Genomic DNA, 17,670 nt, shown 5'->3' with positions numbered 1-17,670 from the left:
TTAAAAAGGATTACATTGATGGCTGGACATTCTCAATTTAAAAACATTATGCATCGCAAAGAACGTAAAGATGCCCTGAAATCAAAAATATTTTCCAAATTATCTCGTGAAATCACCGTATCGGCCAAATTATCCGGACAAAATCCATTAGAAAATCCACGCCTAAGGTTGGCTATTCAAAACGCTAAAAATCAATCAATGCCCAAAGAAAATATTGAACGGGCTATCAAAAAAGCAGGAAGCGACGATCTAGGTAATTACACTAACATTCGATATGAAGGCTATGGACCCGAAGGGGTTGCTATCATTATTGAAGCCTTGACAGATAATCGCAACCGTACAGCATCTAGCATACGCTCTATTTTCACTAAAGCCAATGGATCTCTTGGATCTACAGGATCGACAACTCGTTTCTTTGAACAAATTGGAGAAATTATTTATCATTCAAACATCGGAGATTCTAACTTAGCTATGGAAGTTGCTATCGAATCCGATGCTTTCGAAGTGCTATTCGAAGATCAAGAATATATCTTCTACTGTGATTTCAACAATGTAGGATTAACTTCTAAAAAATTAGAAGAGAAAATTGGTGAAGCACAAAGCATTAAAGTTATATGGAAACCTTTAAATTATATACGACTATCAAATGCCGACAAAGTAAAGTCTATCATCAAAATGATTGAAAACCTAGAAGATGATGATGACGTCCAAAGTGTGTACTCTAATCTTGAAATTGCAGATGACATAATATAAAGACAGCTCTCTCTAAATCTAACTTTACTACACGAGAAACAATCAAATTCGTCATAAGCAGCAATCCTCGTATTGTTCTTTGATATAAGTAAACACAGCTGTCGATGCATATTGAACAAAGATAAAACGATTAGGCAAGAATAGTATTAGGATTGAATTGTTACTATTTTTCACAATAGCGAACTATTGAAACTGTCAAAGGAATACTACGGCGCTGATCAACTCATAGAACAATAGTTACGTAATCTTATGATTTGCAAAAAAAATTCCAGCCGATCTAATAAACGTGATAATCCCATACATAACACCAAAAACACAGTGCATGCTACAAACATTTGAGTGATGATGCATAAATTGGCAAATTGATTGACTTATGGAGGAGAGAAAGGGATTCGAACCCTCGATACGTTGCCGTATACACCCTTAGCAGGGGTGCGCCTTCAACCACTCGGCCACCTCTCCACCTAGGAAATATGTTGAGATTGCACCAAATAATCAAGCATTTTATTCTATTCCAAGAAAAAAATGCTCATTTCAACCAATATATTTCGTTTTCACAAGACAAAATTGTTATTCCTTCGGAATAACCCATTGAAGATATTCGTACAACGCATTAATTAGCCCTTCTTTTCCTTCGTCTCCTTTGTATTCGCCACTGAGACTCTGTAGTTTATTTTTATACTCTTCAATGCGAGACCGCGTGAGCATTTTCTTGCGATGCTCTAACCAATCTTGTTTCTCTTTTTCACTTAGTGTATGGGGAAAATTGCGCGCTCTATAACGAAAGAATAATTCAGGCAATCGCCGATCACTGAATGGCAGATTTAACGTTGATAATTGTTCCGGTGCAGTACGAAGTATACGATCCATTATTTGACGGTCTACATCTGCAAAAAAACCATCATATAGTTGAGAATCTACGTCTTGCGATGATGATGTATAAGGCTTATTATATATCGCCTTGAATCTATCTCGTAGATTAGTTTGTTGACGCAATAATGTTAAATTTTCTAAGCAACGTTTATGATCAATTCCCCAACGCTCAAAGTGTTCTTTCTTACAGTAATCAATAGGCATAAGAATCGGGCATTTATTAAGATGCACCTCTTTGATAGGGACAGGAACCAAACCCTTTAATTCATCATGACTTGTAAATAATCGTTTTGCTAGTTGAACGCTATCCAAATCCTGAAATACTCGCATATCACCACTTAAGTTACAGCCGATTACACTATCCTTGTAACGAGGATGCCATGCTACAGGAGCAATCAGAGCGGTATTACTCCGAGAAGCTCCAAACATGCCCGAAACATGTACTAATGGCGTCATGTTCTGGATATCAATTAACTTTCTCAGTTGATTTTTATTGCGATAATCGTACAAATACTCAAATAATTTGGGCTTTTTCTCACGTATCAACCACACTAATGCAAGAGTAGCATAAACATCCGCTTTTGCATCATGCGCATTGACATGTTCGATACCATTTGCCAGTGCCAAATCCTGAAGCTTAAAACTTGTAGCCCCATCATCTCTGGATGGCCATTGGATACCATCAGGAGAGAAAGCATAAATAGCCCGCATAACATCCAATAAATCCCATCGAGAATTTCCGTTGTCCCAGCTCCAACGATACGAGTCATAAAAATTACGATAGAAAATGTTACGGCTATAATAATCATCAAATCTGATGTTATTGTACCCAATAATACAGGTATTGGGCACACTAAAAAACTGATGAATGCGTCGAGAAAACTCAGCTTCTACGACACCATCACGCAATGCTTTTTGTGGCGTGATTCCCGTAATAAATACCGCCTCTGGATCCGGCAAATAATCATCAGCGGGCTTGCAAAAAAATACTTCTGTACTCTCTATCTTCTCCCATTGCCGATCAACACGCACACCCGCAAACTGTGCAGGACGATCCAACGCAACATCACGGCCAAACGTTTCATAATCATATATTACAAAGTGGTTAGTCATGTTCATAACTCTCCTCACTCACAAAATATTCCTATTAGCATCACAGGCATCGACAGAGATGATATGTCATCAAAAAAATAAAAATTCCCAAGTATGATCTAAAGTAATATAGCAAAGGAAAAACATTTTCCTGCTCAAACATTACGGAAAAGCGCCGTGCTAACCTATATTTTCAAGAGAAAACCTGACAAAAGATGGGTTGCTACCGTTATATGCGCAACAGTTACTTCTTTTTCGACAGAGAGAATATCAAAAACCTGATCCTTAACTTCTTTCCATTTCTCATTCTGCATAATAGTAGCAACAGAACTACCAGTGGTAATAGCCTTGACAATCATCTCACGTCGCGCAGAATACATCCAGTCTAAACCTGCCGACAACGCAAGATTCTCATAGTGATCATCTACAACAACGTTGTGAGCTACAGACAGCAATCTATCAACACCTAATCCCACTGAAATAGCCGACCACATATCCAGCACTACTAATAGACTCGTATCACACGTTTCTGATATATCAATTAAATCTGGGACAACCATTAAAAATTGCATACGAACAATTCTATCCGCAAGATCGGGTGGAAAACCTTTGTTAGTGAGATTCGTCACCCAATTGTTAAAACGCTCTAACCATTCTACTGGTATCTTTTCTTGCAATAGACTATTAAGTTTATGGAATGCCGTTACAAGACGTTTGACTGCGTTACCAATATCTCCAATAAACTTTCCATTTTTTATGAGAAGACGCGTCAGATTAATAAAAATCAATCTAATCTCTTCATATATTTTATTCTGTAGCTCTCCACTAATTTGGTTATCCAACTTATCGACTTCTTGCCAAAGAGATTCCAATTCATAACCAGCGTACGCTATCACGGCAGAACGAATGACATCTTCGGTCGAAGAACCAGTCTCTTTAGCCAAGCTTACTACAAAACAAGATCCCCCTTTATTAATAATTTCGTTAGCTAGAACTGTTGCAACAATTGCTCTACGTAATTGATGATTCATAATATCTTCCGAATATAACTCACTCAACTGCCGTGGAAAATAACTCAATAATATGCTAAAGAAAAATGGATCATCTATGAGAGTACTGTCTAATAATTGTTCTGATAATTTAAGCTTAGCATATGCGAGCAAAATAGCGATTTCAGGACGGCTAAGCGAAACTTCCTCTCGGATACGTTCTTCGAAAGACACAACGCTTGGTAAATGTTCCAGTTCCCGATCAAGAGCCCCCTCTTTACCCAAAAACTTCATCAGTTGCGCAAAATTCCACATCATCGCCATGCCCTTGCGTGATTCCAAAGAGATAGCTAAAGATTGTAAATAATTATTACGCAGAACAAGCTCTACTACTTCAGAAGTCATTGAACTTAAAAGCTTATTACGATTCTCTAAAGTAAGCCTTCCATCACGCATTGCTGAAGCTAATGCAATCTTTATATTGACTTCTAGATCAGAGCAATTGACGCCACCTGAATTATCAATAGCATCAGAATTAATGCGTCCACCATTTAATGAATAAACAACTCGGGCTTGTTGAGTAAGCCCAAGATTAGCCCCTTCTCCTATAACCTTTGCGCGTACCTTGTCGGCAGTTACACGCAATATATTATTGCCTTTATCCCCTATATCCGCATTATTTTCTCTAGGTGCACGAATATAAGTTCCAATACCTCCAAACCATAAAAGGTCTACTGAAGCCATCAAAATTGCCGAAATAATCTCAGAAGGCGTCGCTATCTGTTTTGATATCCCTATGACAGCTACAGCTTCAGGAGTCAACTGTACTGCTTTCTCTTTTCGCGAAATAATCATTCCACCCTTAGACAACACTTTCCGATCGAAATCCTGCCAACTTGAAGATGGGGAATCAAAAAGCCTCTTACGTTCATCAAACGTAGTTTCCGAATTTGGATCTGGATCAATAAATATATCACTATGATCAAAGGCAGCAACAAGCTGTATCTTCCTAGATAAAAGCATGCCGTTTCCAAATACATCTCCCGACATATCGCCAACGCCAGCAACAGTAAAAGGCGTAGATTGAATATCAATATCCATCTCGCGAAAATGTCTCTTTACTGTTTCCCACGCACCACGTGCAGTGATCCCCATCTTTTTGTGATCATAACCCATTGATCCACCCGAAGCGAAAGCATCATCTAACCAAAATTTCGCCTCCTGAGCTAAGATATTCGCCGTATCTGAAAACGTTGCTGTCCCTTTATCCGCAGCAACAACAAAATAAGGATCATTGCCATCTAAACAAACAGTATTATCCGGATGAATAATTTCCTGCCCTTCAAAATTATCCGTTATGGAAAGTAATGCACGGACATAAGTCTTATAGGCTTCACGCCCTATTTTAATTATTTCATCTCTACGCCCTTCAGATGGCAATCTCTTAGGATAAAACCCTCCTTTAGCACCAACAGGAACAATGACAGCATTCTTTACTTTTTGTGCTCTTACCAATCCGAGAACTTCTGTACGGTAATCTGCCGCTCTATCAGACCAACGCAAACCACCTCGTGCTATCTTTCCACATCTTAGATGAACCCCTTCAACTTCAACACCATAAACAAAAATCTCTCGGTGTAATTCATCTGTACCCACACTATTAATTTTACGAGAATCAAATTTAAAGACGAGCGCAATATCATCTTGATTTTTTTGAAAATAGTTAGTTCGCAGCGTACCAGAAATTAAATTCACATAAGAACGCAATACAGTATCATCATCTAAACTGGGAACTTTCAACAAAGCAGAATCTATTTCCCCTAAAATTCTCTTAGTATTTTCTCCTCGCTCTTGATCAGATAAACTAGGATCAAAACGGTAGCGAAAAAGACTAAAAAGCAATTGACTGATTGTAGGATTCTTACTTAAAACACGTGCAATAAAGTTTTGTGACCATGTAACAGATGCTTGCCGGAGATATCGAGCATATGAGCGTAAAACGCTAATCTCATATACACGTAAATCCGTAAGCATGATCAAATGATTGAAGGAATCGTTATCTACTCTCTCGTGAAAAATATATTTAAAAGCTTCGACAAGAGCATCTCTACGATCTACAAGATCAAATCGCGCAATAGTAGCAGGACTTAAATCCATCTGATATAAGACAACCAGATGCTCTTCATCATCTGCTAGCATCTTAATTTCGAACGTATCCTCACTAATGACTGTAAAGCCTAAATTTTCAAGCAGTGGCACACGTTTCGACAAAGAAAACGGACCCCTAGCATGAAAAATCTTAATCTGCACTTTCCCATCTTCTTTGTTTTCAAAGCACACACGTAGCTTTTCTTTGCCTTCTGCACAACTGATAATGTAGGGTAAGTCTTCTACCGCCTTTTCAGGAGAAAAGACATCTCGAAACGTCTGGGAAAATATAAAACGCGGAACTCCATCACCAGCGCTTTTGTAAAATTTATCTTCCCAGCATGCAACAATAGAGCGAACGCCTTCCTCAAGAGATTCTTGGGATGGATGAGATATTTCTCCACCTGAACGAACTATTACAAAATGAATTCTTACCAATCCTTCTTCAAGAATGCTAGAATAAAAGGCTACATGACCCTCACAGACTTCGGATAAATAATTACCAATCTTCTCCCGCACAAAAGAATCAAAATATTCCCGAGGTATATAAATAAGGGACGAAAAAAAATGATTAAAACGATCAATTCGAGGAAGAACACGTACACGAGGTCTATCCATAATATCAATAATTTGTTCACAAAAAGACGCTAAAAGCGTTGAATCAATTTGAAATAACTCATCCCTTGGATAAAATTCCAACGTGTTCTGTAACATACGGCTTGAGTGACTGTTAGGATGAAAATTAAGCAAATTTTGAACTTTAACAATTTTCTCACGCAATAATGGAATCTTGGATGCTCTTTGCGAATACACTAATCGCGTGAAAAATCCAACAACATGCAGCTCCCCTATAAGATTTCCTCTTTCATCAAAATGCTTAATCCCTATATGATCCATATAAGTACGACGATATATAACTGATATCACATTAGATTTAGTAATAATTAAAAAATCATTGCCTTCTGGAAAACTACGAGTTGCTGGCGTTACACGATCAAAACCCAAAACAACAATACTAGAATCCCTCAAGATTCCTAATTCTGTTGGCATGTCATGATCTAATTTTACTTGTTTTTGTCCTGCTACAAGAGGATGATAGCGCATGCCCATGAATTGGAAATTATCTTCATTCAACCAATTGAGAAAGGTCAAGGCTTCGACTGCATACTCTTTAATACCCGTTAAATGACAGAAAGATTTTTGCATTTTTTCAAGAGATGCAAGCATTTCCCGTGAATCTTGCGAAACCAACTTGAGTTGTTCAATGATAAAAATAAGTTGTTTTTTTATTTCTATAGCTTCTTCTGGCGTGATTTTTAGACAATGAATTTGTATCAAGCTGATTTGTTTTTGTGCAATGCCACAGCTTTCAGGAGAATATAACTGCCAATCACAATTTTTATCTTTTGTAAAAACTGGATGAACAGCCATCGTCAGATTGCGGCATCTCGCTACTATTTCTCCTATAATAGATTGGTATAAGAAAGGAATATTATCCACAATAACCGTAATAATACTGATAGATATCCCCGAAGGATTAATACCTTCAACTTCTCTTATATCTATACAACACGCACTAGAATGATCCCAACCCGCAAAAATATCATATGAGACAACAGAAGTAAGAGCAAGCATTTGCGGGGTATACTTCTCAAGATCATCAATACTAGCTTCTCCAAACATTGCGGAAGCACTAAATGACGGCAATCCTAAAATAGCTATTGCTATATCAACGTCACCGATGATTTTACTTCGTTTTAAATCTCTCGAAATCACCATCATTATCCTATTACGACTAATGGACACGTGTATCAATTAGGATTATGAAAATTTTTCAATCTATATAATCTCAACCAAGGCACAAAAAATTTATTTCTCACTTGAACGAATCATTTCATTAACCGTAATGATCAAATAAATTGTATTGATAAAGGCTTAACTCACTCTCAATTTTTATCATTTCCTTTTTAAAAAATTATTACTTATGGAATAGCCGTTTCGTTTATTGGTATAAACAATATCGTGCTTGATTTTTCCAGTAAAAAACGACACAATTGGATATTATGACTAGCTTTCCTAACACCTTACTTGAACGTCATCGCGAGTTCATTCAAGATCAGTATGATAAAAAGTTATTTCAAGAACTCGCAAATCAACAGAAGCCTAAGATAATGATTATCTCTTGTTGTGATTCACGTGTCGCACCCGAGACAATATTCAATGCTAAACCAGGAGAGCTCTTTGTAGTACGCAACGTCGCAAATATTGTGCCACCCTATGAGCCAGATGGACAACATCACGCAACTTCTGCTGCAATTGAATTTGCAGTACAAGGGCTTAATGTTGAACATATAGTGGTTATGGGTCATGGACGTTGCGGAGGAATACAAGCTGTTTTAGACTCGAATAATTCTTCTACCTCTCCTGGAGATTTTATCGGAAAATGGATGGACATCGTACGTCCTATTGCTCAAAAAATAGTTGCAAACAATCCTACCGAAAAACAAACTATTCTAGAACAACTCTCAATTCGCAATTCCTTAAAGAATATACGCAATTTCCCTTTTGTTAACAAATTGGAAAAAGAACATATGCTACAAATCCACGGCGCTTGGTTTGATATTAGCTCTGGCAAACTATGGATCTTGGATCCTACAAGCAATGAATTCACCTGTGATACCAGATGATTCATTGAAAATATGCTCGCACAGCGCACAATTATTAATGACGAAAGTGTCTTATACCTGTAAAAACCATTGCTATACCATGCTGATCCGCGACCGTAATAGCTTCTGAATCTCGCACAGATCCTCCCGGCTGAATAACCGCGGTAACCCCCGCTTTGATTGCCTCTACAATACCATCGGGGAAAGGATAAAATGCTTCAGATGCAATAACCGAGCCGTTTGTCATAGATTTAACGTCGGCTTGAGCAGAAATATTATGAGCTTTTATTGCTGCAAAACGAGTCGAATCGACTCTGCTAGTTTGACCAGAACCAATCCCAACAGTACGACCGTCTTTGGCATAGACAACAGCATTAGATTTGACATGTTTCACTACTTTAAAAGCGAATTTCATATCACGTAATTCTTGATCAGTTGGGCTTCTTTTAGTCACCACCGTCAATTCCTTATTATCCACAACATTGTCACGCGTTTGCACAAGAATCCCACCCGAAACCGTTTTCAAGACAATCTCTTCACCATGGAAATCAAGCAAACTAGATGTCTTTAGAAAACGCATACTCGGCTTCTTGGCAAGGACATCGGCAGCCTCCTCAGAAAGGGTTGGCGCTATAATAGCTTCAGTAAAAACCTTTATTACTTCCTTCGCAACTTCTTGGTCTACCTCCCGATTAAATGCGATAATCCCACCAAATGCGGAAATCGGATCACATGACAATGCTCGACGATACGCCTCAACCAACGTATCTGCAGTGGCTACACCACATGGATTCATATGTTTGACAATCACACAAGCGGCGCAATCTTGAGAACGAAATTCCGAAACAAGTTCAAAGGCAGCATCAAGATCATTTATATTGTTGTAAGAAAGTGGTTTTCCTTGCACTAAAACTGCATGCGCTATGCCAGATTTTTTCTCCGGAGTAGAATAGAGAGCAGCCTTCTGATGAGGATTTTCCCCATAACGCATCTCTTGTTTTTTCACAGCAGTGATATTTAGATAATCAGGAAAATTCTCACTTTCCGCATTAGCAAGCCAACGACAAATTGCAGTATCGTAAGAAGCGGTTCTAGAAAAAGCTTGTCGCGCCATTTTCTTTCGAAAATTATACGGTATCTTCCCATTATTTACATCCATTTCAGCAAGAAATAATGGGTAGTCCTGTGGATTCGTCAAAATGGTAACATAGTCATGATTCTTTGCAGCAGCCCTAATCATAGATGGACCACCAATATCAATATTCTCGACCATAGTATAGTAATCATCTTCTCTACAAAAAGATTCCTCGAATGGATATAAATTGACTACTACAAGATCAATTGATTCCAGTTCATGATCCTGCATGAACTTCATATGTGCTGGATTATCACGAATACTTAAAATACCCCCATATATCTTGGGATGCAAAGTCTTAACTCGTCCACCCATTATTTCGGGAAATTTTGTAATATCAAAAACACTGGTAACAGGAATTCCTTCTTCTTCAAGTAACTGACAAGTGCCACCCGTCGATATAATTTTGATACCCCGTGAAAGTAGCCGGCTAGCAAATTCAACAACGCCCGTTTTATTGTGGACAGATATTAACGCAGTTTTGACTGCAATTTCACCATGATCACCATCTTTTCTATGAAAACAATCCATCTAACCCCCTACCTGACACAGAAATCCAACAATGCAAAAACAAAAACTAAGCAAGTAAGTAAGTAACCTTTTGATAATAACAGAGAACTGTCTTCTATTAAATTCAAAGTCACATACTTATAAACATGATATCAGCATTTAGGGGAGTTGTCTTCCCCAAAACCACCTTTTCATATTTACATAACTTGAGTATAAACAATAATTATAATGTAAAATCATTTGTTTATACATTATATCACCCAAAATCCAAAAGAACATAGCTTTGATTGCACTACTTTTTAGAATTAGCACGGGTGTGCTATAACCCAAGAATCTGACTTCTTTCCTATACAACACTTGTATAGAATAAGTCTCTTTACAATCAAAAGAGTCAAGGTTTAAAATTCAACACGATTCACTCCGCCATATAGGATCGTTAGCGTAGTAGAGGAAACGGAGTCTGCAATAGCAAGAAGCGTTAAAAATCATATTCAGCAATCGACTTCATGCACAAACATTTGAGCGCTAAGAACCAAAAATTTTTGATAGCCTTTGAAATATTAAATCAATCCATCAATCTGATATCAGTAATGCTGATTTGGTGTTGAGATGGATGAGGTAATCGGCTCATATGGATACAATACTAAAATTGTTTCTGATTTACACACGGGGATTGCCTCTTGGCATACCATTGAAGCCGGTGCTGAAAAAGAACCAATATCTATATCGGGCAAAATAACCTAATATCACTTTATTTTGAATTTTACTTAACATTTTAATAGTCAATGACCAAATAAAAACTATCAGTCTTGAATGTGAATATGGCAGACCTTATAATGGTTTAGGCAAACGATTAGAAAAATACAATAACCAACGCACGCAACAGGATGGAAAACAAATTCGGGAGAAATATGTAACTCAAATGTAACCTTTTTAATTATCAGATTAAATATGAGCCACTACAATTAAAAAAAATCCAACATGATCCTTGTTACTTAGGCTGTATTAATCGCCGCAATGCAACTGCAAAAAAACCATCCATTCCCGACGATACACCATCTATTTTCTCCAGCATGTCTGGGGTAATACGAATCCATCCTTCAGGAGAAAGGGCCATGGCCATATCTATACTTTTCCAATAAGCACTGTTTAAGGGAACAAGTTCAACCGGAATCGGAGAAGATCGAAGAACTTTTTGAACAACTTCCTCACTATCTTGTTTATCTAATGAACAATTGGAAAAAACAACTATCCCCCCCGGCTTAACAAAACTTATCCCTTGCAAAAGCAATTTTCGCTGAAAACATGCCGACTTTACTATATCGTCTGTATCTCTCGTCCATAATACATCCGGATGACGCCTTATCGTTCCCGTAGATGAACAAGGCGCATCTACAAGAACAGCATCAAATAATTTTTTAGGGCAATAATCAAAGGCATCCATTTCAATGATATCCTCGGCATACAAATGCAATCTATCAAGATTACAACGTAACTTTTCTAAACGCCTTTTTGAAACATCAAGAGCTGTCACTTTTGCCCCAGACACAATAAGCTGTGCTGTTTTCCCTCCAGGCGCAGCACATAAATCTAAAACAGAGAGATTATTTAATGTCCCAAATAATTGAACAGGAATGGAAGCTGAAGCATCTTGTACCCACCACACACCTTCTGCAAAACCAGGAAGAGATACAATAGATTCTGGCAATTCTTTGAGACGTATTCCCCCTGTAGGCAACATAACAGCATTTAACTTATGTGCCCATGTTTCAATATCAAATTTCACGGTTAAATCAATATAAAGAGGAGAAATACAAGCGTCAGATATAGCAAGAACTCTTTCCTTTCCATAGAAATTTTCCAAACGTTCTTTAAACCATTCAGGAATAATGGATATACCTGCAATACGTTGCAATAACTCTATCTTTTCCCTAGAAACTCTCCGTAAAATAGAGTTTACAAGCTTCGCAAAATGCCGATTCTCTTTATCGCGTTTTGCTTGTTCTACCGCTAAATCCACAACAGCATAATCCGCAACATCTAAATAAAGAATTTGAGCAACAGAAACACGTAATAATTGCTGTAAAGAATATTTTTTCCTTGGAAGAGAGGAAATAAGGACAAAATCAAGAACAGCATCAATGCGAGGTAAAAAACGCAATGTTACATTGACAATAGCACGCACCAATATCTGATCTCTCTGTGAAAGAAGACGAAATGCACTATCTCCATACTCTAAATCCAATAGGCATGTTAAAGAAATACGCTTCCTCATCACGCAAGACAATAAATGAGAGGAAACCAACCGAGCATTCATTCCAGACTTCAATAATATCACCCTAATTTCTGCAAAGCACGATTGCCCACCATGCGTTACCTGAATATGTTTGTTTTATCCATGCGCTTATCCTACGAGGATCTCCGCAACTGTAGTCTCATCTGTACGACCCATCCCCATAGTTATCAACATATACACCTACAATGCTATTTTTGTCATTCGTTATTGACACGTCGCTGTCAATATCCTTCCAAACTCCCATACTACTGCAGAAGGATAAAAAGCGAAAACCAGTCTCTGAACGGCGGTGAACCTAAATTCGATATCGTCAGCGTGAAGAAGTCCTTTCATCATTGATTGCAGGAATCCTCCAGAACGGGTACGGTTTCGGTCTTAAAAACGTTCAGGCCTACAATACGAAAAATATAGATCCTTTGACCAATTTTCCTGAATCCATCCGATTAGTACTAGTGAAGCAAAGATTTGCCGATAATGCCCCTCCTATAATCTCCTACAAAATATCAAAATGCCACGAACAATCGCTTTGTCTATATCCCTGCGCATCATTTGGAATATGCCCTACGACGTAGAAAAAGCTTCATTTCGCTATCTCAAACAGATGATTGAATATCACTAAAATAAAACAGCCAGAAAAAGAAAAAACGAGCAGAATATAATAGAGAGACAATAGATGAACAATCTTATGTCCAATGATTATAGGAGTATTTGTGTTACTCTTCCCTCACTAATTTTCACCTTCATCAGTTTTTCTAGGATAAAAATAAGCGACTAAGGGGTGAAAAACCCTTCAAACACCGCGGAACGCTGCGGCGTAAAAAGAAGAGAAAGTAAGCTACACACTTTTCCAGATAAACCACAGGATTATTGGTATTGCGATTGCCAACATCACCAACAGTAGCTTTCAACTGCTTCATTTTAGCGATTAGTGTAATTCTTTAGCTTCGACAATTGCAGCTCTAGTAACTGTGACCTCTGCTTTTAATTCACACTTAACTGCAGCGACATTCAACTTACCTTTAGAAAATTTTTCTGTAAGATCTGCTCCAGTCGCAAGATTATACAATAAAAATTCGAATTTTTGTGCTGTTTCTTTGTGCGTTACAATTATTTTTTTGAAGTTGTACTTTCTTTATATATTGATAATCCTACTCTAAACATTAGCATTTGTAGGATTTCTCTTAACAAAAAAATATCTACATGAAATATAAAGAAAAATATGGCAAAAATCGAAATATCTCTTTTATACCCATCATAATTATAGTGTTGAGCAAAAAAATATCCATGCCTTTTGTTCATTCTATGTTACGCGCAGGATTGCGCCCTCCTTGCATATTCTGTATCCACAGAATCTAGAGGAAAAACAAAGAAGGATAGATAAAAATCACATGATACATACTAATGCAGCAATACACCTTGGATCCGGTAAAAACCAAGTTACATTTTCTAATGAACAACGCTTTGTATTGATTGCTGGACCATGTCAGATAGAAAGCCACGACCATGCTTTTATGATAGCAGAAAAGCTATATGCGATATGTCAATCTCTGAATATAGGATTGGTTTACAAATCGTCGTTTGACAAAGCAAATCGTAGTTCTCTAGCAGGAAAACGTGGTGTAGGCCTTAAAAAAGGACGAGAAATTTTTCGAGATTTGAAAAAAAAATACGGCTTTCCTATCCTCACAGATGTTCATACCGAACAACAATGTGAAGCGATAGCTGACAGTGTTGATATTTTACAAATTCCCGCACTGCTATGTAGACAAACTGACCTGTTAACAGCAGCAGCCCAGACAGGACGTGTCATCAACGTCAAAAAAGGACAATTTTTATCGCCTTGGGAAATGCATAATATTTTACAAAAACTCCATGCTCATGGAGCAAAGGACGTGCTTTTTTGTGAACGTGGAACCTCTTTCGGTTATAATACCCTCGTTACCGATATGCGCTCTATTCCTATCATGACATCTATGGGGGTGCCTGTTATATTTGATGCCAGTCATTCCGTGCAACAACCTGGAATACATGGAAATTGCTCCGGAGGGGAAAGACAGTACATCGTTCCTCTTGCCAAAGCTGCAGTTGCCATAGGCATTGCTGGAATTTTTTTGGAAACCCATCAAGATCCTGACAATGCTCCATCTGACGGACCCAATATGATCAATATAAAGGACCTTCCGAAACTACTATCTCAATTGCTGGCTATCGACAAAATTATAAAACCACTCTAAAGTCTGATGGATGGATTCAACAATCCGCATATGATACTTATTGAGAGCCCAAAGAAGAGATTATGTTCATTAACGATATTATCGCCCGCGAAGTTATTGATAGCCGAGGAAGCCCCACTATTGAAGTAGATGTTTGTCTGGAAGATGGAAGTACAGGTCGTGCTATGGTTCCTTCTGGAGCATCTACTGGAATTCACGAAGCTTTTGAATTACGCGATCAAGAAAAACGTTACTTTGGGAAAGGGGTTCTAAAAGCTATTGCCTTCGTTAACGACGAAATTCGGACAGCGTTGCTGGGATGTGATGCAAGAGACCAACTTCTCATCGATAAAATAATGATTGATCTTGACGGCACGCCTAATAAATCTCGTCTTGGTGCCAACGCTATTCTCGGCGTATCTCTTGCTGTATCAAAAGCCGCAGCACAAACTTCCAATCTTCCTTTATACAAATATTTAGGGGGATGTAGCGCCCATATTCTTCCTGTCCCCTTGATGAATATTTTGAATGGCGGCATCCATGCCGATAATGCTCTTGACTTTCAAGAATTTATGATAATGCCCGTGGGCGCAGAAAATATAAGAGAAGCTATTCGCATGGGAGCGGAAGTATTTCATACCTTAAAAAAAGAACTGAAATCAAAAGGATACAGCACTAACGTCGGAGATGAAGGAGGGTTTTCTCCCAATCTTAAAACAGCCGATTCTGCGCTTGATTTAATTGCCAACTCTATAGAAAAAGCAGGATATAACGCAGGAAAAGATTTGCTTATTGCTCTTGATTGCGCTGCTAGCGCATTTTTTAAAAAGGAAAAATACATTTTAAAAGGTGAAAATCTAGAACTGCAACCAAATGAGATGGCATCTTACCTTGCCAATCTTGTTGACCAGTATCCCATCTACTCCATAGAAGATGGAATGTCCGAAGATGACTGGCATGGATGGAAAATTCTAACTAATAAAATAGGATCAAACTGTCAGTTAGTAGGAGATGATTTATTTGTCACCAATCCTGAACGTTTGCATAAAGGGATAAACGAAGAAGTCGCAAACGCGATACTCATCAAACCTAACCAAATAGGTTCTGTTTCTGAAACGCTCAACACCATAGAAAAAGCGCAGATGGCAGGATATCCAAGCATTATCTCTCATCGTTCGGGAGAAACAGAAGACCACACAATAGCAGATTTAGCAGTCGCGACTAATTGCGGACAAATCAAAACAGGATCTCTAGCGCGATCGGATAGAATCGCAAAATACAACCAATTAATCCGAATTGAAGAAAGCCTTGGGAAACAAGCTAAGTTTGCAGGACGATCCATACTTATTCACCAATAAATGACAGATGTTTTAATTGACGCAGAGAATTTTATGGTGCATCTACTGAGATGCGATGCTCTTATTTCAATAAAGTACTTTAATTATCAAACTTTTGGACATGTGGACGAAATATTATAAGAAAAATCATTTTTTTAGAGCAATTTTTCTGGTTATTGCTTTTTGTTGCGTAGTTTATTTTACTAATCATGCTATAGTGGGTGATTATGGTTTGAAAGCAAATAAATCCTTAGAAAAATCTCTTATTGAACGAGAGAGGTTTCTTTCGGAGTTAAAAGAAAATCGTTCTAGATTAGAACGTAAAGTAAAATTGATGAGCGATGGGTCTTTGGAAAAAGATCTCTTGGATGAGAAGGCACGTTATAGTCTTAATTTATCTCGTAGCGATGAGATTATTTTGTTCTATTCTGATTTTTAAATGCCAGCCTATTCCTTGCTTATAAAAGAAAGTATATGACTATTGACTTTATACGGATTAACAATTTGAACTAGCTGATGTGGAGTATATTCTGCAATATTAAAGCTAACTGCGATGTATGTAGCAAAACAAGACGTGACTGTTGGAGATATAAAAATGGCTCTTAACCCATCTGTATCTGCTAAAAGAGCCGCAACCTCTTCGGTAGATTGTGTAGATATTCCTTTCCTAGAAGGTTTCGAAGTTTCTGAATTTAATAAGGAACAAGAATTATCGGCGTATCGATTAATGTTGTTGATTCGTCGCTTTGAAGAAAAAGCAGGGCAGTTATATGGTATGGGAATGGTAGGAGGATTTTGCCACCTCTGTATTGGACAAGAAGCAGTTATCGTCGGGATGAAAATGTCTCTTACAGAAGGCGATCAGATGATCACCGCCTATCGAGAGCATGGACATATCCTCGCTTGTGGAGTGGATGCATCGAAAATAATGGCAGAATTGACTGGCCGTCAAGGAGGTATATCTAAAGGAAAAGGCGGGTCTATGCATATGTTTTCTACTAAAAATGGATTTTACGGAGGACATGGAATCGTAGGAGCTCAGGTTTCTCTTGGCACAGGAATAGCATTCGCGAACAAATATCGCCGATCTGATAAGATATGTGTCGTGTGTTTTGGAGATGGCGCTGCCAACCAAGGACAAGTATACGAAAGCTTTAACATAGCAGCACTCTGGAATCTTAATGTGATTTATGTAATTGAGAACAACCAGTATGCTATGGGTACTTCTGTATCCCGAGCATCTGCACAAACTAACTTTTCAAAGAGAGGTGTATCATTTAACATCCCTGGTATGCAAGTCGATGGGATGGACATACGAGCTGTTAAGGCTACAATGGACAAAGCTGTGGCGTATTGTCGAGCTCACAAAGGGCCAATTATAATAGAAATGCTGACATATCGCTACAGAGGACATTCTATGTCCGATCCAGCGAATTACCGCACTCGTGAAGAGATAAATGAAATGCGTAGCAATCATGATCCAATTGAACAAGTTCGTAAACGATTACTACATAACAAGTGGGCCAGTGAAGGTGACTTAAAAGAAATAGAAATGAATGTGCGTAAAATTATAAATAATAGTGTAGAATTCGCCCAGTCTGATAAAGAGCCTGATCCCGCAGAACTTTATTCAGATATTCTGATTTGATCAGGAGTAA

The 17,670-nt window shown here is 38.0% G+C and carries 12 protein-coding genes and 1 tRNA gene; 7 read left to right on the top strand and 6 right to left on the bottom strand.

From position 1 onward, the window contains the following. Window positions 1-18 precede the first annotated feature (18 nt). A complete protein-coding gene (locus CD16_RS02730) occupies window positions 19-753 on the top strand; it encodes a YebC/PmpR family DNA-binding transcriptional regulator (RefSeq protein ID WP_015452500.1) in 735 nt (244 codons plus the stop codon). Between the two features lie 374 nt (window positions 754-1,127). On the opposite strand, the gene CD16_RS02725 is transcribed toward CD16_RS02730, so the two are convergent. The 3 genes from CD16_RS02725 to CD16_RS02715 form a co-directional block, all read right to left on the bottom strand. Further along, window positions 1,128-1,215 (bottom strand) — tRNA-Ser (locus CD16_RS02725). Window positions 1,216-1,323: 108 nt separating this feature from the next. After that, window positions 1,324-2,739 carry an exodeoxyribonuclease I gene (gene sbcB, locus CD16_RS02720; RefSeq protein WP_015452499.1) on the bottom strand — a complete coding sequence of 472 codons (1,416 nt, stop codon included), beginning with the start codon at window positions 2,737-2,739 and terminating at the stop codon, window positions 1,324-1,326. 164 nt (window positions 2,740-2,903) lie between these two features. Further along, window positions 2,904-7,634 carry an NAD-glutamate dehydrogenase gene (locus CD16_RS02715; RefSeq protein WP_015452498.1) on the bottom strand — a complete coding sequence of 1,577 codons (4,731 nt, stop codon included), beginning with the start codon at window positions 7,632-7,634 and terminating at the stop codon, window positions 2,904-2,906. Window positions 7,635-7,918: 284 nt separating this feature from the next. Between CD16_RS02715 and CD16_RS02710 the strand changes: the two genes are divergently transcribed. Next, window positions 7,919-8,542, top strand: a complete 624-nt coding sequence (locus CD16_RS02710; RefSeq protein WP_015452497.1) for a carbonic anhydrase — start codon at window positions 7,919-7,921, stop codon at window positions 8,540-8,542. Window positions 8,543-8,576: 34 nt separating this feature from the next. On the opposite strand, the gene purH is transcribed toward CD16_RS02710, so the two are convergent. Further along, the gene (purH, locus tag CD16_RS02705; RefSeq protein WP_015452496.1) at window positions 8,577-10,187 is read right to left on the bottom strand and encodes a bifunctional phosphoribosylaminoimidazolecarboxamide formyltransferase/IMP cyclohydrolase; all 1,611 of its coding nucleotides are present in this window, start codon (window positions 10,185-10,187) and stop codon (window positions 8,577-8,579) included. A gap of 588 nt (window positions 10,188-10,775) precedes the next feature. Here purH and CD16_RS05885 point away from each other — a divergent pair. Beyond that, window positions 10,776-10,910 (top strand): hypothetical protein, encoded by a 135-nt coding sequence (locus CD16_RS05885; RefSeq protein ID WP_268906888.1) that lies wholly within the window; start codon window positions 10,776-10,778, stop codon window positions 10,908-10,910. A gap of 247 nt (window positions 10,911-11,157) precedes the next feature. Here CD16_RS05885 and CD16_RS02700 read toward each other — a convergent pair whose 3' ends face one another. Both CD16_RS02700 and CD16_RS05700 read right to left on the bottom strand, forming a co-directional pair. Continuing rightward, on the bottom strand, window positions 11,158-12,495 hold the full coding sequence (locus CD16_RS02700) for an RsmB/NOP family class I SAM-dependent RNA methyltransferase (RefSeq protein WP_015452495.1): 1,338 nt from the start codon (window positions 12,493-12,495) through the stop codon (window positions 11,158-11,160). Window positions 12,496-13,387: 892 nt separating this feature from the next. Next, window positions 13,388-13,528 carry a hypothetical protein gene (locus tag CD16_RS05700; protein WP_015452493.1) on the bottom strand — a complete coding sequence of 47 codons (141 nt, stop codon included), beginning with the start codon at window positions 13,526-13,528 and terminating at the stop codon, window positions 13,388-13,390. Between the two features lie 322 nt (window positions 13,529-13,850). Here CD16_RS05700 and kdsA point away from each other — a divergent pair, with 322 nt between their 5' ends. From kdsA to pdhA, 4 genes are all read left to right on the top strand, one after another. Next, window positions 13,851-14,696 (top strand): 3-deoxy-8-phosphooctulonate synthase, encoded by an 846-nt coding sequence (gene kdsA / locus CD16_RS02695; protein WP_015452491.1) that lies wholly within the window; start codon window positions 13,851-13,853, stop codon window positions 14,694-14,696. A 59-nt stretch (window positions 14,697-14,755) separates the two neighbouring features. Further along, on the top strand, window positions 14,756-16,033 hold the full coding sequence (gene eno, locus CD16_RS02690) for a phosphopyruvate hydratase (protein ID WP_171816669.1): 1,278 nt from the start codon (window positions 14,756-14,758) through the stop codon (window positions 16,031-16,033). A 211-nt stretch (window positions 16,034-16,244) separates the two neighbouring features. Continuing rightward, the gene (locus CD16_RS02685) at window positions 16,245-16,451 is read left to right on the top strand and encodes a septum formation initiator family protein (RefSeq protein WP_236301236.1); all 207 of its coding nucleotides are present in this window, start codon (window positions 16,245-16,247) and stop codon (window positions 16,449-16,451) included. Between the two features lie 156 nt (window positions 16,452-16,607). After that, a complete protein-coding gene (pdhA, locus tag CD16_RS02680) occupies window positions 16,608-17,660 on the top strand; it encodes a pyruvate dehydrogenase (acetyl-transferring) E1 component subunit alpha (RefSeq protein ID WP_015452488.1) in 1,053 nt (350 codons plus the stop codon). The last annotated feature ends 10 nt before the right edge of the window (window positions 17,661-17,670 follow it).

The organism is Candidatus Liberibacter asiaticus, assembly GCF_000590865.3.
GTDB lineage: Bacteria > Pseudomonadota > Alphaproteobacteria > Rhizobiales > Rhizobiaceae > Liberibacter > Liberibacter asiaticus.
The sequence above is the reverse complement of the archived record's forward strand: the minus strand, read 5'-3'. Positions and strand labels throughout refer to the sequence as shown.

Excerpts from the sequence above, each read along its gene's own strand:
- CD16_RS02730 (WP_015452500.1), top strand. The coding sequence starts at position 19 with ATGGCTGGACATTCTCAATTTAAAAACATTATGCATCGCAAAGAACGT.
- sbcB (WP_015452499.1), bottom strand. The coding sequence starts at position 2,739 with ATGACTAACCACTTTGTAATATATGATTATGAAACGTTTGGCCGTGAT.
- CD16_RS02715 (WP_015452498.1), bottom strand. The coding sequence starts at position 7,634 with ATGGTGATTTCGAGAGATTTAAAACGAAGTAAAATCATCGGTGACGTT.
- CD16_RS02710 (WP_015452497.1), top strand. The coding sequence starts at position 7,919 with ATGACTAGCTTTCCTAACACCTTACTTGAACGTCATCGCGAGTTCATT.
- purH (WP_015452496.1), bottom strand. The coding sequence starts at position 10,187 with ATGGATTGTTTTCATAGAAAAGATGGTGATCATGGTGAAATTGCAGTC.
- CD16_RS05885 (WP_268906888.1), top strand. The coding sequence starts at position 10,776 with ATGGATGAGGTAATCGGCTCATATGGATACAATACTAAAATTGTTTCT.
- kdsA (WP_015452491.1), top strand. The coding sequence starts at position 13,851 with ATGATACATACTAATGCAGCAATACACCTTGGATCCGGTAAAAACCAA.
- pdhA (WP_015452488.1), top strand. The coding sequence starts at position 16,608 with ATGGCTCTTAACCCATCTGTATCTGCTAAAAGAGCCGCAACCTCTTCG.